This window comes from Cohnella lupini (genome assembly GCF_003386205.1).
Classification (GTDB): domain Bacteria; phylum Bacillota; class Bacilli; order Paenibacillales; family Paenibacillaceae; genus Cohnella; species Cohnella lupini.
This window is the reverse complement of record NZ_QRDY01000013.1, coordinates 114737-141149: the sequence shown is the minus strand read 5'-3', so window position 1 is coordinate 141149 and position 26413 is coordinate 114737. Positions and strand designations below refer to the sequence as shown.

Genomic DNA, 26413 nt, shown 5'->3' with positions numbered 1-26413 from the left:
AATCATTAGGTGACCACCCACTTCAGGTTGATATCCTAATTATACAAGGAAAAGGTACAGCCTTCCCCAATAAATTGAGGATTGCTGTACCTTTTTTCTTGAGTACACTTTTTCAGTGGCCTCGCAAATAGCGGACGTCTTTTTCAGGCTTTTGTGTTCAATCTGCTCTCATCATACATTCACCGGAGGCCTGACGACATGCTCTACTCGCTTCGAAGCCGGCTTATGGTTGCTTTCTCCATCCTACTTATTTTGCCGTTCGTTTCGTTGGTCTATATTCTGACTTCCGAGTCGGCGAAGCTTATTAAGAATTCCCTTGAAGTGTCCGCTTGGCAGACGATCGAGCAGTACGCTTCCCACGTAACGACCTTGATGAAGCAGTTGGAGGATATCGGCAATCAGGTTCTCGGAAGCTCGACTACCCAGACGTGGCTGGCCGATCTGCGCAATAGCGAAGCCCAGGATAGAGAAGAACTGCTGTCAAAGCGCAGGGTGCGGGATTTTCTGTCCTCCTATGCAGTGAATAATTCAAACGGAATCTCGATCAGTCTTTTTACGGCAGCGAAAGGCGGACTGTGGACGCAGGACCGCACATTTGAACAGCAGCCTTGGTTTCTGGATTTTAAGGAGCGGGATGTGAAATGGACGGGGTCTCACCTGGACGAGGACCAGCCGGACGAGCGCATGAGAAGCCGCAGCGTGAACGGCTACTTGCTGCCCCTTGTTGAGCTTCAGACATTGACCGGCGTAGGTATCATTAAGGTCAACTATCCGACGAGCGTGCTGAAGGATCCACTCGACCGGATTCATTTCGGCGAGACGGGCCGAGTCTTCCTGCTGGACGTTGATGGGCGGAGCGTGCTCGGCCAGCGGCTTACAGGAGAAGAGGCCATCTTGCGGAATGCCCTGCAGACCAATCAGGTAGGGAAGCCAGAGAGGGAGAGCGGCGTGTTCGCCGTTCGAAATCAGGGCAAGCCATACCTGGTCTTCTACCGGGAACTGCCGGATCAGAACTGGACAATCATGGGCGTCGTGCCGGAACGGGAATTGTATGCGAAGCTGAACCGAATTAAGGAGACGATGCTACTCGTAAGCGGAATTCTGCTGGTGATCGTGCTTGTCGTGGCATTCAGCCTGTCCAAAAGCGTCACGAATCCCCTTACGCGAATGGCCCGATCCATGAAGCTTGTGAAGCGAGGCGAGTTCGACGAAGCGATTAAGCAGATGCCGAGCACCCAACGGGGGCACAGTGAGATCGGTTATGTGACCGGCGCCTTCGGACAGATGACGCACCGGCTGAAGTACCTGATCGAAACGGAATACGAGACGAACCTGAGGCGTAAAAATGCCGAATATAAAGCGTTGCTGCTGCAGATCAACCCGCATTTTTACAACAATACGCTCGAAATCATTAGCGGTCTGGCCGCGATGAAGCGCAATGACCTCGTTATGGATGCAACCGAAGCGTTGGGGCAGATGATGCGGTATTCGCTGGATTTGAGCTCCGATCAGGTATGGGTATCGGAAGAACTCGCTTATATCCGCGATTATTTGTTCATCCTAAAGCTAAGGTACGACGATCGACTACAGGTCCGGATCGAAGAGGCCCCGGGGGCCCGCGAACTTAAGATGCCTAAGTTTATTCTGCAGCCGTTGGTTGAGAATGCGGTTAAATACAGCTTGGAAAACGGGGAAAAGGCGCATGTTGAACTGGGGGCCGAGACCCGCGACGGTTGGCTGTACTTGACCATCACCGACAACGGAATCGGGATGAATGGGGAACTGGCAGCCGAATTGCAGAGGGGGCTGTCCGGGGTTGATACTACGGCGATCCTCAACACGAAGGGGGACAGCATCGGACTGAGAAACGTGCTGGCGCGCTGCCGGGTGCAATACGGCGATGCCTTTGAAGTCCACATTGCTTCATCACCGGATTCCGGCACGACGATAACGATGCGGTTGCCCGCAAGCAGGAGTTGACCATCATGTATCATGTCATGCTTGTAGATGATGAAGCCGGTGTTCGCAATAGCATCCGGGCGAAGATCGATTGGGAGAGTGCCGGATTCGTTATCGCTTACGAAGCGTCCGGCGGAGAGGAAGCACTTCATATGCTTGCCGAGGCGGTGGTACGTCCGGATATCGTCATCTCGGACATTCGAATGCCGAAAATGGACGGGATCGCCTTCATACGAGCTTGCAAGGCTGCCTATCCGGAACTGCGGGTCATCGTCTTGTCCGGCTATTCGGAATTCGATTATATGAAGTCGGCCATCCAGCTCGGCGTCAAGGATTATCTGCTGAAGCCTGTCGTGCGGGCGGAACTCTTATCGCTGCTCGGGAAGCTGGAGGGCGAATTGAAGGAGGAACGACTGCTGGAAGGCGAGCGCCAGCGGGAGAAGGTTCAGCTTAACCAGCAACTGCGGCTTATGCAGGAGCATTTCCTCCTTCAATTGGTGAAGGAGGAAGGCGTCAGCGAGTCTGCGGTGCGGGATCGACTGCACCATTTGCAGCTCGCCAACCTGGACGGCGAATCGCTAAGCCTACGCTTCGCGACACTGGAGATGCGCTTGCCACCGGGACGGCTGCGAAGCTGGGAGGGCCGCCGCGATCTGTTGCAACTGGCATTCCGCATGCTCTGTCGGGAGACGGCCGATAAGCGGGAGGACGTGTACCCGTTCTATGACGTGGGGCACCCGTCGATGATGTTTTTCCTGCTGGTGGAGACGGGAAGTAAGGAGTCTGGGGACGCAGCCGCGGAGCAGTTCGTTCGCGAGCTGAGGCGTAATGCGGCGACGTACCTGCGGCTTGAAAGCGTCGGCGGCATAGGCGAGCCCGTGCGCGGGTGGCGCGAAGCGAAGAACGGCTATGCCAGCTGCATGCTGGCATGGAGCCGCGGAACGGTCGAGGGATCGGCCGCCGCTTCGACCCAAAGAGAAGCACTTGATTGGGCGCAGTCATTCACGGCTGAGACGGAGCGAAAACTGATTCATGCGATCGAGACACTGGATCGACAAGCTTTATCGGCTCAACTGCTCGAGCTGTTCCCGCCGGATCGAGACATGCCTATGTTCGCCTTCACCTTCCTGGCGCTGCGGGTCATCCTAACCTTCGGGTCTCTTGCGAAAAAGTTCGAACTGGGCGACAGCTCGCTTCAACAGGTGCTATGGAATTGCCAAGCTTCGATTGCGACCTATCGGAGTCGGGGAGAGGTACTCGCGCAAATTGAACGGCTCGCCGATCTGGTCATGGGTGCGGTGCGAAGCAGCCGGACATCCAGCGGCCAGCTGCAGGCGGAGGCGGTCCGCAAGTACGTGGACGAGAATTATCCTTACGAGTTAACGCTGTCCCAGTTGGCCGGTATGTTTCACATGAACGAGACTTACCTGTCAGGCTTATTTAAGCAGAATGCGGGCCTTACGTTTAGCGACTATTTGACGCGGCTCCGGATGACGCGCGCCGCCGAACTGCTGAGCGGGACCGATCTGAAGCTGACGGATATCGCGATGCTGGTCGGCTACTCCAGCTCCAGCTATTTCAGCACCTCTTTTAAAAAGTATTACGGCTGTAGTCCTAAGGAATACCGGGAGGTACGGCAGAAAACGAATGAGATCTAGCGTCTATTTTACTTGTCTGCGCGTTCATCCGAAGCTGGCCCGAACGAGCCTAATCAAACGGGGCTAAACGGAACGTGTAGACGAAGTCCCCTCACACCCCACTCCGATGCTTCCTCCCCCCCCAGCCAGCATTTTAAAAGTTGCTCCCCGAGCATAGTGAAAGTCTTTGCGCTTCCCGCAGCATTACAATGGAGGCAATCGAAACAACCATGGAAAGCTGCGGGAAGGAAGGATTCAACATGAAAAGCACGAACACGAGGCAAAACAGTCGCGAATCCGATTATGAGGAGGCGCTTAAGCGGGCGGAGGAAGCGGTACAGGCCGGAGCCGCTCGGGCGGCGCAAGATCCGTTCCGCCTGCGCTATCACCTGATGGCGCCGTCGGGCTGGATGAACGATCCGAACGGACTTATTCATTTTAAAGGCGAGTACCATGCCTTCTACCAACATTTCCCGTTTGGTGATTATCAAGGTCCGATGTATTGGGGGCATGCGGTCAGCCGTGACTTGGTGCGGTGGGAGCATCGCCCTGTTGCCCTTGCGCCGACGGAGCCTTACGAGTTCGGTTCGCCCGAAGGCGGCTGCGGCTGTTGGTCAGGCAGCGCGGTGGAGCATGAGGGGAAATTGGTGCTTTTCTATACCGCACACGTCGACGGGCGTACCCCTGAGGAAGTGCAGGCTATGGCGACGAGCGAGGATGGAATCCGCTTCGTTAAGCATCCCGTGCCGGTCATTCAAGGCAATCCGGATGGTGAATGCTTCGGCTTTCGCGACCCGAAGGTGTGGGAGCATGAAGGGCGCTGGTATATGGTCATTGGCTCGGGTAAAAACAGCCGCGGCCGTGCCCTCCTATATGAGTCGGCCAACCTTGTGGATTGGTCGTACAGGGGTGTCGCGGCGGAGAGTGACGGGACGCAGGGCGATATGTGGGAATGCCCGGATTTATTCCCGCTAGGCGGCAAGTACGTCCTAATCGTTTCACCGATGAACATGGACGGCGTCAAAAATCTCTACATGATCGGCGAGATGGACTTTGCGGCGGGTCGTTTTATCCCCGAGAGCAGCGGCATTATCGATGACGGACCGGACTTCTATGCCGCGCAGACGATGCGGGACGGTAACGGACGCCGCATCCTGATCGCCTGGATGGACATGTGGGGATCCCGACTCATCAATACGGGACGTGCTTGGTATGGGGCTATGACGCTTGCCCGAGAGCTTCAGTTGACCGAGGATGGGCGTCTGGCCTCGAGACCAGTAAAGGAACTAGCTTCTCTTCGAGGACAAGAGATCTCGAAATTAGATAACGGACTCCGTCTGCAGCCTGGTGAAGAGCAGGTCTGGTTGCTGCCGCCGGCCTTTGAATGGCAAGCCGATATTGATCTGTCCGCAACAGAGGCGCAGGAGCTTCGGATCGTAATTGGCGGAGCGTGCGAGGATTTATCCTACGCTGAATCCGTAAAGACTTCGCGGTCCGTCACCGACCAACGTACTAAGATCCGCTGGCTGGCTGCGCAACGCCGCATTGAATTGGACCGCAATGAGGCCGGAATTGGCGATCCCGGCGTGTACGTATCCGACCTTCCGGCATCTTCTGCCGCTCGCCTGAGCCTTCGTATATTCTCAGATAACTCGTCCGTAGAGTTGTTTGTCAACGATGGCGATCGAGTGTTGACCAGTCGCATTTATCCGCTGGCATCAGGTCGCAGACTGGAGCTTGAGGCGGTGGGAGGAACCATCGTATTCGAAGCCATACGGCTCTGGAATATGGATGGACTGGAGGTCAAGCAATGAACGGGATTCCGCGAAAGTCCATGTCGCCCCTGGCCAAGACTGTTATCGGCGCGACGGTTGTGCTCGCGCTGGGAGGAGCGATCTGGATGAATTTCCACTTTGATTCATCTAAAGGTTCCGCTGGGAAAGCCAACAAGTCGGGGGGGAATTACGAGCCGCCCGCCCCTTTCCGATTCAACCCGATTGCGAATTATTACACGGAACGCTTTCGACCGCAGTACCACTTAAGTGTCGAGTCCGGCAACATGAGTGATCCGAACGGCATGGTCTATTACGAGGGCGAGTACCACCAGTTTTACCAGAACAGCGGCCAGTGGGGGCATGCGGTCAGTCAGGATCTCGTTCATTGGGAGCATCTTCCGGTCGCCTTGATGCGTGACGAGCTCGGCGAAATATGGTCGGGCAGCGCGGTTGTGGACTGGAACGATACGAGCGGTTTTTTCCAAGGGAAATCCGGGCTGGTTGCAATCTTTACGCATTTCCAAGGAGGCGTGCAGTCGCAGAGCATCGCGTATAGCAGCGACCGCGGGCGTACCTGGACCAAGTATGAGGGTAATCCGGTCATTCCGAATCCCGGACTCAAGGATTTTCGCGATCCGAAGGTGATTTGGCACGAAGCGAGCAAGCGTTGGGTCATGGTCGTATCAGTCGACAATCATGTAAGATTCTACTCATCGCCCGATCTTCGAAACTGGACCGAAACAGGCGAATTCGGCATTAATCAAGGTTCGCATGCCGCCGTATGGGAATGTCCGGATCTGTTCGAGATTCCAGTAGATGGAAGTGGTAATCGCAAGTGGGTGTTGACGTTGAGCATGGGCAACAACGAGGAGACCAAAGGCTCGACAGCGCAATATTTCATCGGAGAGTTTGATGGAAAAACCTTCCATAATGATAATCCCGCCGATACGGTGTTGTGGACGGATTTCGGTAAGGACTTCTATGCGGCGGTCTCGTATTCGGACATCCCGGAGAAGGACGGACGGCGCATCTGGCTCGGCTGGATGTCCAACTGGCGCTACCCGTTCACGATGCCGACCGATCCTTGGAAAGGCAACATGTCCATTCCCCGCGAGCTTACACTTCGCGATATTCCGGGTGAAGGCATCCGTCTCATTCAACAACCGGTCAAAGAACTCGATTTGCTTCGCGGCACCGCTCTTAAGCTCGAAGCGCAGAAGCTCGCGGCCAACTCGAACGCGTTCGGGAAGTGGCACGGAACCTCTTATGAGCTGGATACGACCTTCATCGTATCGGCTGATGCTGCGTTTGCGCTCAAGCTAAGGACTGATGGTACGGGGGCGGAGGAAACCAGCATCCGTTACGATGCCGTAGCAGGAACACTTACAGTCGACCGTTCGAAATCTGGCGCTGTTTCCTTCGAGCCGGGCTTCGCGGAGAGCTTCGCGGCTCCAGTGAAGCCGTCTGCAGACGGAAGGTTGCCTCTTCGGATCTATGTAGACGAAGACACCCTCGAAGTGTTCGCGGAAAACGGCGCGAAGGTGCTATCCGCTATCATGTTCCCCGAGGCGACAAGCAAGGGCTTGTCGCTAGAACTTGAGCGGGGGAGCGTCAAGCTGGATGAAGCCTCATTCTATCCGATGCGCTCGGTGTGGCGTGACGAGAATCCTGATTCCAGCGTACCGAGCCGCATCCTCATCGGCAGGGAAAGCGTGGACGTTGCGGTTGGCGCGCACGCAACCGTGAAGTCGTCCGTGCTGCCGCTGGCCGCACCCCAACAGCTCGAATGGGCGTCCAGCGACGTGTCAGTCGCCAAAGTGACGCTTGCAGCGGACGGCAGCGGCGTTGACATCTCCGGCATAGGTGCGGGACAGGCCGACTTGATCGCCAAGACGCCTGGCGGCAAAGTAACGGCGATGATAGACGTGTTTGTTTTCGAGCCGTAAGGGGCGCTCGCAGTATATTCACCCAATCCACCAAACTGAAAGGGAGGGGAAACCATGGCGCGCACCGAGCTGGCTCCAACGATATCCAAGCGCCGAAAGGGAAATCCCTTCGGCCGGGCACTGCGCCAGGAAGAGAGAACGGCATGGCTGTTCATCTTGCCTGCGCTGGCAGCGCTTCTGCTCTTTGTCTTCTACCCGATGGTCAAAGCATTCCTCATCAGCTTCCAGAACTACAACATGGTAGGCGGAACCCGGTCTTTTAACGGCATCGATAATTACCGGACGCTGATGAATGACTCTGAGTTTCTGGCAAGCCTTCGGCACTCGCTGTTCTTCGCGGTCATTGTCATCCCGGTACAGACAGCGGTTTCTCTTGGCCTCGCGATGCTGATTCAGCGAGCCAGGCGTTTTACAGGCCTGTTTCGCACCGCTTATTTCATCCCCGTCGTTATCTCGACTTCGGTCGCAGCCACGGTGTTCAAGCTCATCTACAGCAAGGATTTCGGCATTCTGAATCAGGTTCTCAAGTCAATAGGACTGCCGATCACGAACTTTTTATCCAATCCGGATACCGCGATGTACGGAATCATCATTCTCGGCATCTGGAAAGCAGCTGGGTTTTTCATGATTATTTTTCTCGCGGGACTGAACAACATCTCCCAAGACTTATATGAAGCGGCTCGGGTTGACGGAGCAGGCCGAGCGCAGCAGTTCTTCCGCATTACGCTGCCTATGCTAAACCGGACGATGGCTTTCGTTGTCATCATGACGACGATCGATGCAATCAAGCTGGCCGGTCTCGTCTTCGTTCTCACGAATGGCGGACCGAACGGCTCTACCCAGACCGTCGTGTATTACATTTGGAAAATGGCATTCCAACAAATGCAAATGGGCTACGGCACAGCGGCGGCTTTTGTTCTGTTCGCTATCGTGCTAATCATCTCGCTTGCGCAAATGACCTACTTTAACAAGAAAGCTGACTACTAGGGGGATTCATTATGTGGCAAATGAGGCTTGCGCTTAAGTACATCATAATGACGCTCATAGCCATTATCTGCATCATTCCGATCGTATGGATGGTCACTGGATCTCTGCGACCTTATGAGGAACTGTTCCAATATTCATCGAGCTTGAATTGGCATTTGTTCGTGCCCGTCAAGTTTACCTGGGTAAACTACAAAAACGTTATTTTCAACGATACGAATCCATTCCTACGCTACATTTGGAACACAGCGATCGTCGCCGGCTCCGTAACCGGCATCGTGCTCGTCGTAAGCGCTTTGGCCGCCTTCGCTTTCGCGAAGCTGCGATTTCGAGGCAAGTCGATCTTCTTTGCCTTGTTCATGTCGGCGATGATTATCCCGGGTGAAGTAACGCTCGTACCAAACTACTTGCTGATGAACAATTTCGGGTGGGTCAACTCGTACGCAAGTCTCATCGTGCCTTCAGCGCTGTCGGTATTCGGCATCTTCCTGCTGCGGCAGTTTTTCGCTGACATTCCGAACGAGATTTTGGAGGCGGCGAAGATAGACGGCGCTTCGATTATGCGCGTGTTCCTCCGTATCATCGTTCCGGCCGCCGTTCCGGCGCTAATAACACTCGGCCTAATGACGTTTCTCGGCAACTGGGACTCGTATCTCTGGCCCCTTATCGTCATCAACGACGACAAGAAGCAGATGCTCCAAGTCGCGATTGCATCGTTCTCTTCGCTAGCGGGTACCGATTGGTCAAAAATTTTAGCGGCTAGTACGATAGCAACGGCTCCGATCCTGATTCTGTTCTTGTTCCTGCAGCGTTACTACATTCAGGGCATCACGATGTCGGGGGTCAAAGGGTAATGGGGCACAAAATTTACGATGCGGTAGCACTCGGCGAGTATTTAATCGATTTCGTGCCGGATGGCGTTTCGGCATCCGGGGAGCCTTTGTTGGAACGCAACCCCGGCGGCGCTCCGGTCAATGTGCTAGCGGCGCTCGCAAAGTTGGGCAACAAGACGGCCTTTATCGGCAAGGTCGGTCAGGATCCTTTCGGTAAGTATTTGCGGGATGTGCTGATCCGGCAAGGAATCGCAGATGAGGGGCTTGTGTTAAGCCGGGACGCGCATACTACGATGGCATTCGTGCATTTGGACGAGCGGGGAGAGCGTTCGTTCCACTTCGTCCGTCAGCCGGGAGCGGACGCGCTGCTTACGAAGGTCGAAGTACGGCCGGAGCTTACGAGAGGAACGCGCCTGTTCCACTTCGGCTCCATCTCGCTAACTTCGGAATCTTCGCGCCAAGCAACGCTTCATGCAGTTGAGGAGGCGCGGCAAGCAGGGGCGATCATCTCCTACGATCCGAACTGGCGTCCAACTCTGTGGGAGACTAATGAACTGGGGCTTATCTGGATGAAGAGCGGGCTTGAACAGGCTCACATCGTAAAGGTGTCGGATGAGGAACTGGCGCTACTGACGGGCCGGCCTGACGCCGACACACCGGATCTCGCTGCCGGAGCCGAAGAGCTTGTCCTGCGCTATGGGCTGGACGTTCTGTTGGTGACGCGAGGAGCAGCGGGTACGTATTATCGGACGGCGCGCTACGCCGGCGAAGTGGCAGCCAGCCGCGTCGTTACCGTCGATGCGACAGGTGCGGGCGATGCCTTCATGGGTGCGTTCCTGCACCGCGTGCTCGGTAGCGAGACAAAGCCGGCGGACTGGAGCGAATTGGAGCTGCGCAGCGCTGTCGCCTTCGCTAACGCAGGAGGAGCCTTGGCGACCACCCGCAAAGGCGCGATTCATTCGCTTGGGACGCTTGAAGAAATTGAGGAGCTGCTTTGCAGGACGCGTTAACATCGAACATCGAGGGTCAGTGATAACTGAAGCTCGATGTTTTTGTTCATCGTGCTGTTAGACGGTTAAATTAAGCATTATAAGAAGTCAGGAAACGCCGGTTATTTTACCACGAAGAGTATATGAAGCGGAAAGCCAATTGGACGAGTGGATTGAAGAACTGGTTTCGCATACATAGCCTTGTCAGTCTATTTTTATTTAGGATTTACTTGTCATCATTCGTGCTTGCTTCCATTTCCCGAAGCGATAATAAAGCAGATTCAAGGTTGCGGAGATAGCGAAGCTTATGGGAAAGCTCCACCAAATCATATCGAAGCCGTAACTATGAGAAAGCACAGTGGCAAGTGTTATCCGTACGAGCACCAATGCAATAAAGGCAGCACCTAGCGGGAAAAGTACAGCTCCAGCTGAACGCACAACCCCTGTGACGACATTGAAGATGCCGAAGATAATGAAAGAGGACAGCGTGATGTTGTTAATATGAACACCAATATCAATGGCTTTGCCTTCTGGAGGAAGGAAGATGGAAAGAACTTCACGATTATATAGATGAAGCGCAGCGACGATTAATCCTGTCATCAAAATATTCACGCTAATGCCCGTCCACGTAATACGGTAAACGCGATCCCATTTACCAGCGCCAATATTTTGCGCAGCCATCGAAGAGACTGCTGCCGCTATGGCAATGGCTGGCATCTGGACGTAGCTGCATATTTGCATTGCAACTCCGAACGCCGCGGTTGACTCGGAACCATAGGAATTCACGAGGTGAATCAACATGAGATTGCTAAGTGAAACCACGACCAGGTTTATGCCCATCGGGAGCCCTTTTTGAGTCAGGGTACGGATTATCGTCCAATTAATACGCAGCAAAGGGATATCTTCTTTGGTGATACGCAAAATATACTTCCTTTTATACAAGTAAACAATTAGCGAAACAAAACTCACTAACTGCGAAATAAAAGTCGCAACGGCTGAACCGGCGATCCCCATTTTTGGAAAAGGCCCCATCCCTTGAATGAGCAAAGGATTAAGCGCCACATCGAGGACTGCGGATAAAAGCAAAAAGTAGAACGGGGTCTTTGCATCCCCTGAGCCGCGCAATATGGCCATGATCAAATTATAGCCAAAAATAAAAGGAACGCCTGCAAAAATGATTCGAGTGTACGAAACCGCTTGCTCCTTTACATCAGCAGGGGTGTTCATCCAATCTAGAATCGTGGAAGAGAAGATCCATCCTAATAAAGCGACAACAATCGAAAGAGTAAGAAAAAAAACGGTACTGGTTCCGACCACTTTTTTGGCTTCTTGAACTTTATGCGCTCCGAGGTTTTGGCCGATCAGAGTGACGGCAGCCATGGCTACCCCGAAGATGGAGTTAATTAGAAAAAACATAATAGTGTGCGCATTGGATGTCGCGGCAAGTGCCACTTCACCCAAATAATTCCCAATCCAAATGGTATTAATCGATCCATTCAAAGATTGAAGCATGTTTCCTAGTAAAATAGGTAACGAAAATAAGATCATCGTCTTCGCGATGGGCCCTTCGATTAGCGAGGGGGGAGTTTTTGTGAGTACTTGCTGTTCTGGCATGATGTCCTCCGTAAATTTCCAAGTGATAGAAAAGTTTTCTAGTATTCTTCAGTCGTTCGGATGTGCTGTGATGCATGTCTTTACGGATTACAACAGTTTCAACATTGAATTCTTTTTATCTCAGTCTATATTTTTGTTATATTCTCTTACAAATCACGAAATCATCGGGGAAGCATAAATTGATTTATACTTTCGTAAAAAGTGGGCATAGCTAACGCAACAAAAAATACATAAATTCGTTTATGTTAATTTTACTATTTTGTTATTGGTGTTTTATTTAATAAATTTATAAACTACATTCATGCGGTAATTGCTTACTAGGAAGGGCTTTCGCTAATTATGACATCTTAGATCGGATTGGAGGCAACCAGGACAATAGTAAATAGTAATTAAAGTGAAGCTGCTTCCGTATCCGCTTGCCGGCACTTTTATGAAATGCATGGAGGAAATAAATGATGAACATGTTGTTGCTAGTACACTTAATTGCGGTATGCGCCTGGGTGGGCGGTGGCATATACGAGCGTTTCTTCGTCTTGAAAGCAGTCGATCATGCTAAGGGAACGAATTATGAAGCCCGTATGGTACAAATCATGCTCAAAGCCGTGCCTTATTTTAAAGTTGTAACCGCCTTGCTGATCTTGTCCGGCCTTGCGATGACATTAATAAACGCTCAAGGATCATTCAGTTGGATCGTTCATTGGAGCTGGCTATCTCTTAAAGTGTATATCATGATTGCGCTCATGGTGTTTGGGTACGCCTTTATTAATCCGCCTCTAAACAAAGTAGCCGCGCATATCAAATTGGACATCGACAATGATCAAATAGTAACGGATGAGACGCGCGCAGCGGTCCGCCGAATCGGGGTCTTACTGGACATAGCTCACCTTGGAGTAATCGTCAACTTGATTCTAGGCGTAACGAAGTTCTTTTGATCCACGGCGATTTATAAAAACCGACACAATAATAACGTAAACAGGCTGCCGATCGGCAGCCTGTTTTGAATTTTCATTTCGAATTAATCATTCAAACATAAATTCATTTATGTACGGTTTACTATTTTGTAATTGGTTTTTCATTTAGCTAACTTATAAACTATATTCATGCGGCAATTGCTTACTAGGAAAGGCTTCCGCAACATAGACTATTACACGACGAGAAGGAGTAAGATTTCATGAGCAAAATAATTATTATCCACGAAAAACCTAAAGATATCGAAAGGTTCGAGAAACATTATTTTGATGTTCATATTCCGCTTGCTAAAAAACTCCCGAAGTTGACCGGCGCATCCGTGCATCGCGTCGTTGGCGCCCAGCATACGGACAATGAACCGTACCTGGTCGTGGAGGTTGAATTTAAGAACGGTGAGGACCTTCAAGCAGCGATGGCAAGCCCGGAAGGACAAGCGGTTTCTGAAGATGTCGCGAATTTTATTCCGTTTATGAATCGTCGTCCCGCTATCCTTATTTTGGAGTAAATACGAATTTCGCCTTGTTTGTAATTTATCTAAGAAAACAGCCCGCAGCGCAAGGTTACTCAAACTTTGCACTGCGGGCATTTCATTCATTCTAACTTCGAACTCATCCCCCATAACTTTTTGTTATTGCCCACCCAATATAATGGTAGTACAACCCAAGGCCTCGTAGTGCTAGAGTATTGCTATAGCAACAAAGAGTTGGCAGCCACAATCATAACTCATTCTTCAACTATTAAATAAATAATTTTATATTCAACTCTTCTTTTTGTAATTTGTTGTAAATGTGAGAATACCTTACACTCATAAAGTGGGGATCCTCAGTTATTTGAACGGGATACCGAGTTGCGCAATTGAAATAAGAATTAGAAGCTTCGTATTAAACCTCCAATTTTTAAGGAAGGAGTGTCTATGGTAGATTTTGAATGGTACAGAAGCTTTATCGCCATTTATAAACACAATTCGGTTACTGAAGCTGCCAAGACCCGGATTATGACTCAGCCGGCGATGAGCCAGCACCTCGCTTCTCTGGAAGCGCGGGTTGGCGAACAATTGTTCACTCGAACCGCACGTAAGCTGGTTCCGACAGAACGCGGCAAGCAGCTTTATTCTCATCTTGCGCCGCATATAGAATCGTTAGAGGAAAAGACGATGGACTTGAATCTGCATCTGTCTCCAACGATGAAGATGATCAAAATTGGGTCCACGCAAGAGTTGTTCAAAGAGAAGGTCATGCCGCATTTGTCGCGATTGGACTTAAATACGATTACCTACTTTGGCGATGCCGATAGATTGCTGGAGCTTCTGAAAGAGGATTGCTTAGATATCATTATAACCACCAAAAAGTTTTCGACGCCCGGCATCGAATACGTGCGCCTTATGGAAGAAAGCTTTGTCGTTGTGGCTCCGTTTGAAACAATCGTGCCGGATTTCAAGCACTTAAAGGATATCGAACTATGGCTTTCGAAGCAAAAATGGATAAGTTACGGTCTTGAGCTTCCTATTATTAGAACGTACTGGAAAGAGTTTTTCAAAAGGGGGCCAATAATTAATCCAGTTCATGTCATCCCTAGCTTTCATTTAATTTTAAAAGCAATCGAGGCAGACGCGGGGATGAGTCTACTTCCGACCTATATTCTAAAACATCAGAATGTAATGAAGCCTAGATGGAAAATGCTTTATGAACATATGATTGTTCATAAAGAAATATTGATCGGGTTTAAGTCCAAGCATAAGCACTTACTTGTTATCAATGAATTTATAAAGAGCGTTTGTGAAAAAAATGAGATGAACCGTGATTTAATATTCATTCAAAGTCACAATGCTTTAAGGCAATCCGCAATAGAATAGCCGGAAACCATGCCTACGGAACCCCAGTTTAATGGGATTCCGTATTTTTTATGATTTATGGGATCAAGCGTCCAAGGAAACAAAAGCGGAGACATTACTGAACGAACAATTGCTTGATAAATTAATTTATACAAAACTCGTTATTTCATAATTTGTTGTATATGTGAGAATACCTTACGCTTATAGAGTGGAAATTTATCAGTTCTGTGAGCGGGAAAGCGGGGTGATTCATTCAAAAAAAAGAAAATTTTACCTAATTACCCACTAAATATGATCAAAGAGGAGGAGCGAGACTTGACGAATGCTATACCTGTTATAAGCACGCATAATGCCATTAGCATCAATAGAAGGCATTATATGACGCAAACCTATTTCGACTGCCAAAGGGCGCTAATTGTATTAAAGGAGCTCGAGTAACCATGGAACATGTACCATCTGCAATTCCCAGTGACGAGAAATCCAAAACGCCGAAAGAGCCGACATTGGAAGAAATTAAAGCAATCGTGGATAAATTCCTACGGCAAATCGGCGTTTCATCGCCGAGCTTAGGCGTCGATCCGTGGGAAGACGGGGAACGTGTTAAAGCACTTCGTCGGCCAGATAAAGAACGGTGATCATGAAGTTAATTCCTGATTGCGGAAGTTAGGATAATAGAAAAAAGGAGAGAAACAGATGAATACTGCTCTTGATTGCGCCATTGAAAAGGTTGAACGCGAGGCATGGTTTGATTTATTCGCAGCTGCGCCTGACGATTATGTCCAAAGTTCAAAAGTTTCGTATACGCGTTTAGGAACGAACATTGCCCTTGCGAATCATGGGACCCCAATTGCGGAATTCAACCGGGTTCTCGGTTTAGGGATGGAAGAGCCCGCAAGCGAAGCGGAGCTGGAGCAAGCAATTGCATGGATGAATGAGCATGCTTCTCCATCGTATGCCTTGCAAATCGCACCGACTGCGCGTCCTAATACCATAGATAAATGGATCCAAGCAAACGATCTTGAGCGAGTTGGAAACGGTTTGGCGAAACATTACCGGAACGCATTGCCTGCGGAAAATCATCCGCTACCTACGACGCTTGAAGTAAAGCTGATGATTCCGCATCACGCCGTAGACTTCGGTCATGTCGTGCAGGGCGGCTTCGGATTACCGGTGTCGGTTATCTCTTGGTTTTCGGCATTGGTTGGACGACCAAAATGGAAAGTTTATGTGGCATACGATAGTCATACTCCGGTAGCTTGCGGAGCTATGTTTCTTGATAATAACTGGGCTTGGCTTGGAATAGATGCAACACTGCCCGAGTATCGCGGCAGAGGAGCTCAGAATGCGTTAATTAAGCAACGGATAACAGATGGAATTGCTGCAGGCGTTATCGGATTCACTGCGGAAACCGGACAACCGCCCGAAGGAGAAGAGGATAAGAATAAGTCTTATTGTAACTACCTTCGATCGGATTTTAAACGCTTGTACATTCGTCCAAACTATGTGATTAAAAACTAGGAGTGTAGATATGAATTTTCTTTTTCCAAAAAATAAAAAAAAACGCCTTAGCTGGGTACATGCTTTAACGGCTATTCTGATGTTGATTGGAAGTGCGTTCACGGTACAGGCTGCCGACGCGGAAAGCTATTTGTTGTCCATGAACCGGTCGATTTACGCTTCGTCCTCGCTTGGAGGCAATACGCCGGATTTGGCCGTGGACGGCGACGAGAATAGCCGATGGGAGAGCGTGTGGCAGAAGGATTCTCAGTGGATTTATATGGATCTTGGTGCCACCGCTAACCTCACTAAAGTCGTTATAAATTGGGAAAATGCTTATTCCAGCGCTTATATCATTCAAGTTTCCGATGACGAGTTGCATTGGCAGGATATAACTCCGGTCATTCAGGGGAAACCGGGTGAAGTGGTTACCGAGGTATCCGGTACGGGACGTTATGTCCGTCTATCCAGTTCGAAACGTGCCCAGCAGCCTTACGGGATTTCCATTCGGGAATTCAGCGTTTACGGAACCGGCGGTTTAGGCGGTCCTCCAAAACCCGCGGCTCCGAATCTGGCGCTTAATCGACCGGTAACCGTCTCTTCCTTGGAAATCGATGAGCCGAGCAAGTCAGCCGAAGACAAGGCGAAAATGGAAGAAAAAAATTATTTGGCTAAAAATGCAACCGACGGAAATCAAAACACGCGCTGGTCTTCCATCTACAAGGACACCGAATGGATCTATGTGGATTTGGGACAAGAAAGCGAAATCGGCAGCGTGGGTTTTAACTGGGAAGCCGCTTTTGGACGGGCTTACGACATCCAGGTTTCGGACGATGCCCAACATTGGACAACGATATATCGTCAGCTTAACGGCAACGGCGGCAAAGAAACCGTTCCGATTTACGCTAAAACCCGTTATGTAAAAATAGGCGGCATCGCACGCGGGGGTTCCAGCGGTTATTCGTTGTTCGAGTTCGAGGTGCATGCTTATCGAGTAGGCGATCCAAAGCCGACTTACGAGATTCCGGCTATTCCGACGGCCACTGCGGTACAAGTCGGGGCAGGAAGCTACGAGAAGAATGACATTACCCAGCTAGAACCGAAGAACCCTACTTATCGCACCTCCAACATTGAAACACCGATTCCTTCAAACGATTGGTGGCAGTCGATTCTCGTCTCCAATCTCGGCGATGGCAATAGTCTCATTACCTTACCTTTGAAGAATTGGTATACAAAGCAGGGTCTCGCTGTTCTGAACCCTGGCGCCGGTTTCGCGCATGGCGATTCCATCGATGCCGACGGCGATCCGGACTTATACCTGACTAGCAACAATCTAAATCCGGCGAACATCGAAACGAAAATTTCAGGCTACGGAGATTACTCCGCCAGCGTGATCTTGAGCGACGACGATACGGCCAAAATGCGCACGACCTTCGTTAAAGGGTCCCCATTCCTGTACAACATTTATGAAAATCCGGATGCCGTTATCCTTCAATCGCCGGCGATGACCCGCTTGTTCGATGATAATAATAATCCGGTACTGTTGAATGACGGTGACATCTATACGGCCGACCATATCGGCCTTGAAGTGACGAACAAGGATAAAGCTCCTACGCCGCAAACCTTCGTTCGCCATTACGGAATCTTTGCTCCCGAAGGAACTACTTTCCTCAAGCTTGGCAACACGATCAAGATTAAGCTTGGCTCCGGAGAAAATTACTTATCTCTTGCGGCGCTTCCTTCCGCGGCGGAGCTTGGATTGTTCTATCAGCACGCGTATGCTTTCGTTTCCGATACCGATGTCGATTATAGGTTCGATGAAACGGCATCCATGGTGACGACAACCTTTACGACTTCTACCGAAGCGAAACGTCCGGGGTTTTCATCGGATACGATCATGACGCTGCTTCCGCATCAATGGAAAATTTCGGACACGCCGCTATCGGATTTCAGCTATCCGTCGATTCGCGGAACGATGAAAGCAACGGTAGGCAATACGTTTACCACGTCGGACCGCTTTAACGGCCTTATTCCGCAGTTCGTCGAACCGAATGATCCGACTTATTCCCGCGCTCAGCTCGTCGCTTATCTGGATCAATTGGATGCCGACGTCGCTAATGGCATCATGGTCGATGATCCATACTGGCAGGGTAAAAAGCTTCATCCGCTCGCTTTGGCGGTGCTGATCAGCGATCAGCTTGGAGATATCGAACGGAGAGACCATTACCTAGCCGCGCTTAGAACGATTCTGACCGACTGGTATACTTACTCCCCGGAAGAGAAGCTGCACTCTACTTATTTTCATTACTCCGATTATTGGGGTTCGTTGATGGCCTACCATAGCGGATTTGGCCTTAACACCGGGTTGACCGACCATCATTTCACGTATGGTTATTACATTTTTGCCTCGGCCGTTGTGGCTACTTACGATAAGGAGTTTCAGCGCGACTACGGCGAGATGGTCGAGACGCTGATCCGCGATTATGCGAATCCTTCCAAAACCGACAGCCAGTACCCTTGGTTCCGGAACTTCGACCCGTATGAAGGCCATTCCTGGGCAGGCGGATATGCCGACAATCGCAGCGGCAACAACCAAGAGGCTGCCGGCGAATCGCTGTTTGGTTGGGTCGGCGAATATATGTGGGGGCTGGTAACCCAAAACGATACGTACCGCGATGCGGGAATTTGGGGCTTCACGACCGAAGAAAAAGCGGTTGAGCAGTACTGGTTTAACTACGACCACGACATCTGGGCGGAGGGCTACAACCACGCCACCGCAGGTCAGGTTTACGGTAGCGCGACCGCCTTTACGACGTTCTTCAACGGGGATCCTGAATATGTCTACGGTATTCACTGGCTGCCGCCTGCGGAATGGATGACGTACTATGGCCGCCAACCCGAGAAAGCCGCCGCTTTGTATCAAGGATTGACCAGTGAAATCGAAGGCGGGCAGGAGCGAGCCTGGTATCACATCATTTGGCCGTTTGAATCGATCAGCGATCCTGAAGCGGTCTTGAACAAATGGGATACCGCGAACATGCAGCAAAATGAAGCGTTTAACGCTTACTGGTTCGTACACGGCATGGCATCGCTTGGACATCGAAGCCCCGAGATTTGGGCCGATGACCCGGCTGTAACCGTGTATGAGAAAGACGGCGTGTATACGGCGCAAATCTGGAATCCTTCGGAAAGCGCCAAAACCATCCATTTCTTCAATGAAGCCGGGGCTTTAGGCTCCGCAACCGTGTACGCCAACGCGCTGGTATCGGTTAATCCGTTGAAGCATACCGTTCTGGATGGCCCGGATCCATCCCAAGCGATCAAGTACCTTGATCGTTCAACATGGACCGCAACGGCTTCCAAATCAGGCGAGCCTCGAGAGCATCTGACCGACGGCGATCTGTCGACGCGGTGGTCATCCGGCCAAACGCAAGCCGTCGGCGACTGGCTGCAACTCGACTTGGGCGCCGAACAGAGCTTCGACATGCTGTTCATGAACTCCGGTATGAACTGGAACGATTACGCCCACGGGTATGAGGTGTACGTTTCCAAGGACGGAGAAGATTGGGGAGAACCGGTCGCCTCCGATAACGGCACTTCACCGAGCATCGCGGTATCGATGCCTGAACAAACGGCCCGGTTCGTGAGAATCGTCCTAACCGAAGCCAATGACAGCTGGTGGTCTATCTCCGAAGTCAAAATCGCCCAATTCGGCAAACCGGCAGCGGACGCACCAACCGAAGTAACGGGACCGTTGGACCGCTCGGCCTGGAACGTGACGGCTTCCTCCACGCAAGGCAATGACGTTACGGCGAAAATGCTGGATGGAGACAGCAACACGCTCTGGACAAACGGCCAAACCCAATCGAACGGCCAATGGCTGCAATTGGATTTGGGAGCAAAGCAAGGCTTCGATACCGTTACTTTAGATCCCGGAAACTCTTCGAATGACTATACGCGCGGTTACCGGCTGTTTGTTTCCGAAGACGGCGAGCACTGGGGAGCGGCAGTCGCAGAAGATGAAGGCGAGATCGGAAAGATGGTCATTACTTTCCCTGTTCAGCATGCCCGCTATATTCGAATCGTCCAAACCGGCGAGGCCGATAAGTGGTGGTCCATTGCCGAGTTGAACGTCATCAATTATGGCATCGGCAAACAAAAACCGCTTGAGACCGCCGGCTGGACCGTGACGGCATCTTCCACGGCAGACGGAGAGAGCGCTCAGGCCATGCTGGACGGAAACCGGGAAACTCGATGGTCAACGGGCAGCGAGCAGAAGAACGGTGATTATATCGTGCTTGACTTGGGTGCCGAACAAACTTTCGATCAAGTCGTGATGGACAGCGGTCGTAGCCAAAACGACTACGCGAAAGGTTACCAATTGTTCGTTTCGAACGACGGCACGAATTGGGGTAACCCCGTTGCTTCCGGCGAAGGAATAGAAGCGATGGTAACCGCAACGTTCCCGCTGCGGACGGCTCGTTATATGAAGATTATACAAACCGGAACGGACTCGCATTGGTGGTCTATCTCCGAGCTGCGTATCAATTCGACGGATCATAGCTAGCCATAAATGCGGAATCCAGGTTAGTTATACTTGGATCCCGCATTTATGCAATAAGCAACGAAAACGAACAAGGAGCTTCTCGTCGATGGAGATATTTGCTGTAAAGCGCGAAAACCATGCTCTCGTCCCCTCAAGAGAAGCAATGATGCGTTTATTAACGGAAGAGATCCAAAAACGAGTCATAAGGTTTCGCGAATGGGAGGATGCAGAACGGGTTATCGTTGCGGACTTTTTGGTGCGATTTTTATTTTCGCGGAAGACCGGGAGCAATATCAACGACATTGTGATCGAGAGAGATGGTTACGGCAAACCCTTTATTCGGAACAAAGAGCAGCTACACTTTAATGTTTCGCATTCGGGGAACTGGGTCGTTTGCGCCATAGACAATCAAGCGGTAGGAATCGATGTAGAACAAGTTCGTCCTCTTGAAACGGAAGAGCTTGCAATGAGGTTTTTTTCAAATGAAGAGTATCAAGCTATCGTCGATAAGCCGTTGGAACAACGACTTGAATCGTTCTATGATTTGTGGACTTTAAAGGAGAGCTTCGTTAAAGCCGAAGGTAAAGGGCTCTTTATACCGTTAAATAGCTTTACGATTAAGATACGAAATGACCGGATAACGGTAAAGCATTCGAATGCTAAGGAGGACAATAATAAATACTTTTTTAAAAGGTATTTGATTGACGAGGATTATAGAATGTCGGCATGCGGAAGCACGCCGGAATTTCCAAGCCGAATTCAATATCTTGATTTCTCCTTTTTATTTCAAGAAATTCATAAGCAGGATAAGGATACGCTACAAAGAATGGAGTCGTGAAAAATAACATGAAACTTACCGGAATCAGGGCAAAAAACGAGCATGCCAGATTAATTCTAAATAGTTATCAACGACTAACGGGGAAGAAACTCGTGGAAGATGAGGAACTGATGCCGGGCGAGGAATTCAAACGGCTGTATCATCTTCCGATCATCGTCCTATCCCATGGGCGGGAGCCGGATCCGGTACTCAATTTCGGCAACCTGATGGCTCAGAAGCTATGGGAAATGGATTGGAATACGTTCACGGAAACCCCGTCAAGATTAACGGCCGAGCCGATGGAAAGGGACGAGCGAGACCGCTTCCTGAAAACCGTCGGCGAACATGGCTTCATCGACGATTACACGGGTATTCGGATTTCGAGCACCGGTCGGAGATTTTATATTGTGAACACGACGGTGTGGAATCTCATCGACGAGAGTGGCCATAACCACGGACAAGCCGCTACATTCCGGGAGTACCGCTTTATATAGGATAGCTTGAAGTATGATTGGAGAGTTCAACATGAATGATAACCCGCGATATACACTCTCGCACGCGCAACGAAGGATTATGTATACGGAATCCCAGTACCCGGATATGAGCATTTCTAATCTAGTCGGGACCATTGAATTCGAGGATGAAGTACAAGAAGACGTATTAAACGCAGCCGTTCGTCACGTGATTAGGCAGAACGATACTCTTCAAATTCGACTGCTTCCGCAACGTGAGAAAGAGCCGTTGCAATACTTTGTTCCTCCTGCGGAGAAAGTCGTCGAGTTTTTAGATTTTAGCGATTCTCCGGAAAGTCTGCAAATTTGGGTGGAAGAGCAAACCCGTAAACCGTTTAAGCTCTATAACACCCCTTTGTTTTACTTTAGTTACCTCAAAGAGGGAAGGGATAAGGGCAAGTTATTCGTTAAGGTTCATCATGTCATGATGGATGGCATTTCCATGAATTTCATCGGTTTGCAAATAACTGAATATTATCGACAATTATTAGATCATTCTGATCCTCAAGACGAGAATCGGTATTCCTATAAGGATTATCTCAGAGAGGAGTCGCTTTATGAGACCTCTCCACGCTTCGAGAAGGATAAAGCTTTCTGGAATATGCAATTTGACACGTTGCCGGAATGGGTGGGCTTGAAACCTTCCCACTCGTATGAAACCAGTACGCGGGCAATCCGTACGTCGATTCTCGTCGATCATTCCTTGCAGGAAACGATTCATGGTTTTTGCAAGAATCATTCCGTTAATCCGTTTTCCTTATTTTTGACGGCGCTGTTCTTAACGTTGCACAAAATGACCGCTCACGAGGATATTGTCCTCGGCAATGCGTACGCGAACCGTACGCGTAAAGCCGAAAAAGAAATGCTCGGCATGACGGTAAGCACAAGTCCGATTCGGATGAATATCGATCCGAGACTTAGCGTGCTGGAATTCTTGTCTCAAGTCGTCAAACAACAGGCCGCTACGCTTCGCCATCAGAAATATCCATACAATTTAATAATAAATAATCTTCGGGAAAGGCATTTCGATTTCGATAATCTTTTCGGCATAGCCATCGAATATCGCCCTATCGATTGGGGTGCCATTAAGAGCGAGTGGCTGTTCAACGGCGAAGAAATCAATGAGCTTTCGTTCCATATCGAACATAACCTCAACGCGGGGACGTTCGCAATCCACTTGGATTATTTGCAGGAATTGTTTTCCGAAGAAGAGGTTAGAAAGATATTGAACTACCTGCTTACCCTTCTAAAGGGTTTATTGGCACACCCCAATAATCGGATCGACGAGCTGGAGATTTTGCCCTCGGAGGATAAAGCACGAATTTTAACCCGTTTTAATCAGCTTCAGCCGTCTTTCGTGCCTGCCAAACCGATCCATAAGCTGTTCGAAGCCCATGCCCATATGACGCCGAGGAAAATCGCCGTCGTGTTTAAAGATCGGAAGCTGACTTACGGCGAGATAAACCGACGCGCTAATCGATTGGCGTGGAGATTGCGGAGCATGAACGTACAGGCTAACGACCTTGTTGCGATCTTGGCGGAGCGTTCGATCGATATGGTAGTTGGGGTGCTTGGCGTATGGAAAGCAGGCGCGGCTTACGTTCCGATCGACCCGGATTACCCCGCCGACCGCATTCGATATTTGTTGGATGATAGCGGTTCGAAGCTCGTAATTGGCCATCGGAAGCCTATGGAAAAGGTTTCGTTTAGCGGAGACGCGCTCTATTTCGACGACGAAACGCTGTCGTCGGAAAACACGGCTAATCCGCAATCCGACACGAAACCCCACGATTTGGCTTATGTCATGTATACGTCGGGCACGACGGGAAATCCGAAAGGGGTTATGATCGAACAACGAAATTTACAGAGCATGGTTCAGGCGTGGGAGAAAGCCTACCAGTTGGATATCGCACCGGTGAATCTGTTGCAGATGGCGAGCTTTTCTTTTGACGTTTTCTTCGGAGATCTGGCTAGATCCTTGCTGCACGGCGGAAAAATGGTCATTTGCCAAAGCGAAGATCGCCTAGATCCTCCATCCATATACAAACTTATCCGCAAATACAACATTACGATGTTGGACTTGACTCCGGCGATTGCGTTGCCATTGATGAATTACATCGAAGAGAACCGATTGGACATCCGCAAGATGCAGTGGCTGATCCTTGGATCGGACCGCTGTTCGGCAACGGATTTCAGGAACCTGCAGCTGAAATTCGGTTCCCGCATGCGAATTAGGAACTGTTACGGAGTGACGGAAGCTTCCGTAGATGCCAGCTATTATGAGGCGAACAACGATACCCTGTCTTTAGCGGGCAACGCTCCAATCGGAAGGCCGTTCTTGAACGTGCAAATGTTCGTGATGGACAAAAGCGGACATTTGCAGCCGATCGGAGTGCCTGGGGAATTGGTTATCGGCGGAGCCGGAGTGGGCCGGGGTTATTTAAACCGTCCGGAGTTGACTGCGGAGAAGTTCGTGCCGAACCCGTTTGCACCGGGCGAGCGGATGTACAGAACCGGGGATCTCGCAAGATGGCTGCCGGACGGGAACATCGAATTCTTGGATCGTATCGACCATCAAGTGAAAATCCGGGGTTACCGGATCGAGCTTGGAGAAATCGAAGCTCAACTGCTGCGGGCGGGGCTTGCGCAGGAAGCGATCGTCGTCGCGCGCGAGAATGCGCAAGGTTATAACGAGTTGTGCGCGTATGTCGTGGCGGAACAGAAATTGACGGTCCAACAATTGCGCGGAGCATTAGCCGACTTGCTGCCAAGTTATATGATTCCATCGCGCTTTATGCAACTAGACAAGTTCCCGCTGACGCCTAACGGGAAGATCGACCGAAAGGCGTTACCGGAGCACGACGGCAAGGTTACTACGAATATGGCCTACGTGGCGCCGCGTACCCAAACGGAACGTCAGCTTGCGACGATCTGGGAAGAGATTCTCCACGTCTCGCAGGCTGGCGTTCACGACAATTTCTTCGACTTAGGCGGACATTCGCTCCGGGCGATGACACTCGTCTCCCGTATTCACAAGCAGTTCGAGGTGGAAGCGAATCTTAGGGACGTCTTCCAATATCCGACGCTGGAATCGTTGGCGGCGATGATCGCAAGGCAAGCGACAAGCACGTTTACTGCGATTCATCCGGCAGCGGAGCGGCCGTACTACCCGTTATCGTCGGCGCAAAAACGGATGTACGTTCTCAGCCAAATGGAAGGAGCCGGCACGAGCTACAACATGCCGGTCTTGCTTCGCCTCGAAGGAAAGCTGGATCGCATGCGGCTGTCTTTAGCCATAATTCGGATGATTGCGCAGCATGAATCTCTGCGAACTTCGTTTGAGCTGACCGAGGGAGAAGTGGTGCAGGTCGTTCATCCGTTCGTGCCTTTTGCGATTAACGAGAAGAAGGCAGCGGAAACCGAAGTGGACGCGTTGGTGAAAGCATTCATCCGCCCGTTTGATTTGAGCCAGGCTCCGTTGTTGCGGGTAGAGCTGATCGAACTGGCCGAGGAGTATCATGTGCTGCTGCTGGACATGCCGCATATCATTTCCGATGGTGTCTCTTTAGGCTTCTTGGTGGAAGATTTTACGAAGCTGTATGCCGGAGAATCGTTGTCTCCGCTGCGGATTCAGTACAAGGATTACACCGTATGGGTACAAGAACGGCAAGGCAGTGAAACGATGGCGAAACATGAGGCGTACTGGTTGAATACCTTTGCCGGCGAACTGCCCGTATTGCAGCTGCCGACGGATTACCCAAGACCGTCCGTACGGAGATTCGACGGCGACCGGATAACGTTTACGTTAGATGCTACGAAGACTCAAGGGATCAAAAGCTTGGCCGAAGAAACCGGTACGACGCTGTACATGGTGTTGTTGGCAGCCTATATCGTCATGCTGCTCCAATACACCGGTCAGGATGAGATCATCGTAGGAACGCCGACCGCGGGGAGAACTCATGCGGATTTGGATCGGATCATGGGGATGTTCGTGAACACGCTGGCGATTCGGAGCTATCCGACGCGGGAGAAGACGTTTGCGGGTTTCTTAGATGAAGTGAAGAAACATACGCTTGAAGCCTTCGGCTATCAGGCGTTTCCGTTCGAAGCATTGGTGGAGCGGCTGAACCTTAGAAGAGATCCGAGTCGCAATCCGTTGTTCGACACGATGTTCGCGTTGCAAAACGCGGAAATGCAAAGCCTTGATTTGCCGGGATTACGCGTAGCACCGTTCGAGAACCCGAATCGCGTCGCCAAATTCGATTTAACGTTGGAAGTGTCGGAATCCGAAACGGAATGTCTATGCCATTTGGAATACAACACGGATCTATTCGCGTCCGACACTATCGAGAAAATGGCAAATGATTACCGTTATGTTATCGAATCCATTCTTCGAAATAGACAGATGGCCATTAAGGATTTCCCATTGAAACTGCATAAAAATGAACAAGCCATCCAAGAGGAAATATCGTTCCGCTTTTGATCGAGCTTGTAAGGGACTAAC

At 50.5% G+C, this 26413-nt stretch carries 17 protein-coding genes; 16 read left to right on the top strand and 1 reads right to left on the bottom strand.

All coding sequences use genetic code 11. The features are described 5' to 3' along the window. The first annotated feature begins 198 nt into the window (after positions 1–198). From DFP95_RS19930 to DFP95_RS19900, 7 genes are all read left to right on the top strand, one after another. Positions 199–1980, top strand: a complete 1782-nt coding sequence (locus DFP95_RS19930) for a cache domain-containing sensor histidine kinase (protein ID WP_115994441.1) — start codon at positions 199–201, stop codon at positions 1978–1980. Between the two features lie 5 nt (positions 1981–1985). After that, complete coding sequence (locus tag DFP95_RS19925) at positions 1986–3617, top strand: response regulator transcription factor (RefSeq protein WP_115994440.1); 1632 nt, start codon at positions 1986–1988, stop codon at positions 3615–3617. 209 nt (positions 3618–3826) lie between these two features. Further along, the gene (locus DFP95_RS19920) at positions 3827–5410 is read left to right on the top strand and encodes a glycoside hydrolase family 32 protein (protein WP_181907535.1); all 1584 of its coding nucleotides are present in this window, start codon (positions 3827–3829) and stop codon (positions 5408–5410) included. Next, positions 5407–7317: a GH32 C-terminal domain-containing protein gene (locus DFP95_RS19915; protein WP_115994438.1), complete on the top strand. Its 1911-nt coding sequence runs from the start codon at positions 5407–5409 to the stop codon at positions 7315–7317. Before DFP95_RS19920 ends, DFP95_RS19915 begins: the two co-directional genes overlap by 4 nt. Positions 7318–7371: 54 nt before the next feature. Beyond that, positions 7372–8304, top strand: a complete 933-nt coding sequence (locus tag DFP95_RS19910; protein ID WP_115994437.1) for a carbohydrate ABC transporter permease — start codon at positions 7372–7374, stop codon at positions 8302–8304. A gap of 11 nt (positions 8305–8315) precedes the next feature. Further along, on the top strand, positions 8316–9155 hold the full coding sequence (locus DFP95_RS19905; protein WP_245987754.1) for a carbohydrate ABC transporter permease: 840 nt from the start codon (positions 8316–8318) through the stop codon (positions 9153–9155). Next, positions 9155–10144 (top strand): carbohydrate kinase family protein, encoded by a 990-nt coding sequence (locus DFP95_RS19900; RefSeq protein WP_115994436.1) that lies wholly within the window; start codon positions 9155–9157, stop codon positions 10142–10144. Before DFP95_RS19905 ends, DFP95_RS19900 begins: the two co-directional genes overlap by 1 nt. A 198-nt stretch (positions 10145–10342) precedes the next feature. Here DFP95_RS19900 and DFP95_RS19895 read toward each other — a convergent pair whose 3' ends face one another. Next, on the bottom strand, positions 10343–11737 hold the full coding sequence (locus tag DFP95_RS19895) for an MATE family efflux transporter (protein ID WP_115994435.1): 1395 nt from the start codon (positions 11735–11737) through the stop codon (positions 10343–10345). A gap of 452 nt (positions 11738–12189) precedes the next feature. On the opposite strand from DFP95_RS19895, the gene DFP95_RS19885 reads away from it, so the two are divergent. The 9 genes from DFP95_RS19885 (at position 12190) to DFP95_RS19845 (ending at position 26392) form a co-directional block, all read left to right on the top strand. Next, positions 12190–12669: a hypothetical protein gene (locus DFP95_RS19885; protein WP_115994433.1), complete on the top strand. Its 480-nt coding sequence runs from the start codon at positions 12190–12192 to the stop codon at positions 12667–12669. 239 nt (positions 12670–12908) lie between these two features. Continuing rightward, positions 12909–13211, top strand: a complete 303-nt coding sequence (locus DFP95_RS19880) for an EthD family reductase (protein WP_115994432.1) — start codon at positions 12909–12911, stop codon at positions 13209–13211. Between the two features lie 408 nt (positions 13212–13619). Continuing rightward, entirely contained in the window at positions 13620–14558 is a 939-nt protein-coding gene (locus DFP95_RS19875; protein WP_115994431.1) for a LysR family transcriptional regulator, read from the top strand. A 419-nt stretch (positions 14559–14977) separates the two neighbouring features. After that, on the top strand, positions 14978–15172 hold the full coding sequence (locus DFP95_RS28990) for a hypothetical protein (RefSeq protein ID WP_181907534.1): 195 nt from the start codon (positions 14978–14980) through the stop codon (positions 15170–15172). Between the two features lie 58 nt (positions 15173–15230). After that, positions 15231–16055 carry a GNAT family N-acetyltransferase gene (locus DFP95_RS19865; protein WP_115994430.1) on the top strand — a complete coding sequence of 275 codons (825 nt, stop codon included), beginning with the start codon at positions 15231–15233 and terminating at the stop codon, positions 16053–16055. 10 nt (positions 16056–16065) lie between these two features. Further along, entirely contained in the window at positions 16066–20601 is a 4536-nt protein-coding gene (locus tag DFP95_RS19860) for a discoidin domain-containing protein (RefSeq protein ID WP_115994429.1), read from the top strand. Positions 20602–20686: 85 nt separating this feature from the next. Beyond that, positions 20687–21418, top strand: a complete 732-nt coding sequence (locus DFP95_RS19855; protein WP_115994428.1) for a 4'-phosphopantetheinyl transferase family protein — start codon at positions 20687–20689, stop codon at positions 21416–21418. A gap of 8 nt (positions 21419–21426) precedes the next feature. After that, complete coding sequence (locus DFP95_RS19850) at positions 21427–21891, top strand: MEKHLA domain-containing protein (protein WP_115994427.1); 465 nt, start codon at positions 21427–21429, stop codon at positions 21889–21891. 31 nt (positions 21892–21922) lie between these two features. Beyond that, a complete protein-coding gene (locus DFP95_RS19845; RefSeq protein WP_181907533.1) occupies positions 21923–26392 on the top strand; it encodes a non-ribosomal peptide synthetase in 4470 nt (1489 codons plus the stop codon). The last annotated feature ends 21 nt before the right edge of the window (positions 26393–26413 follow it).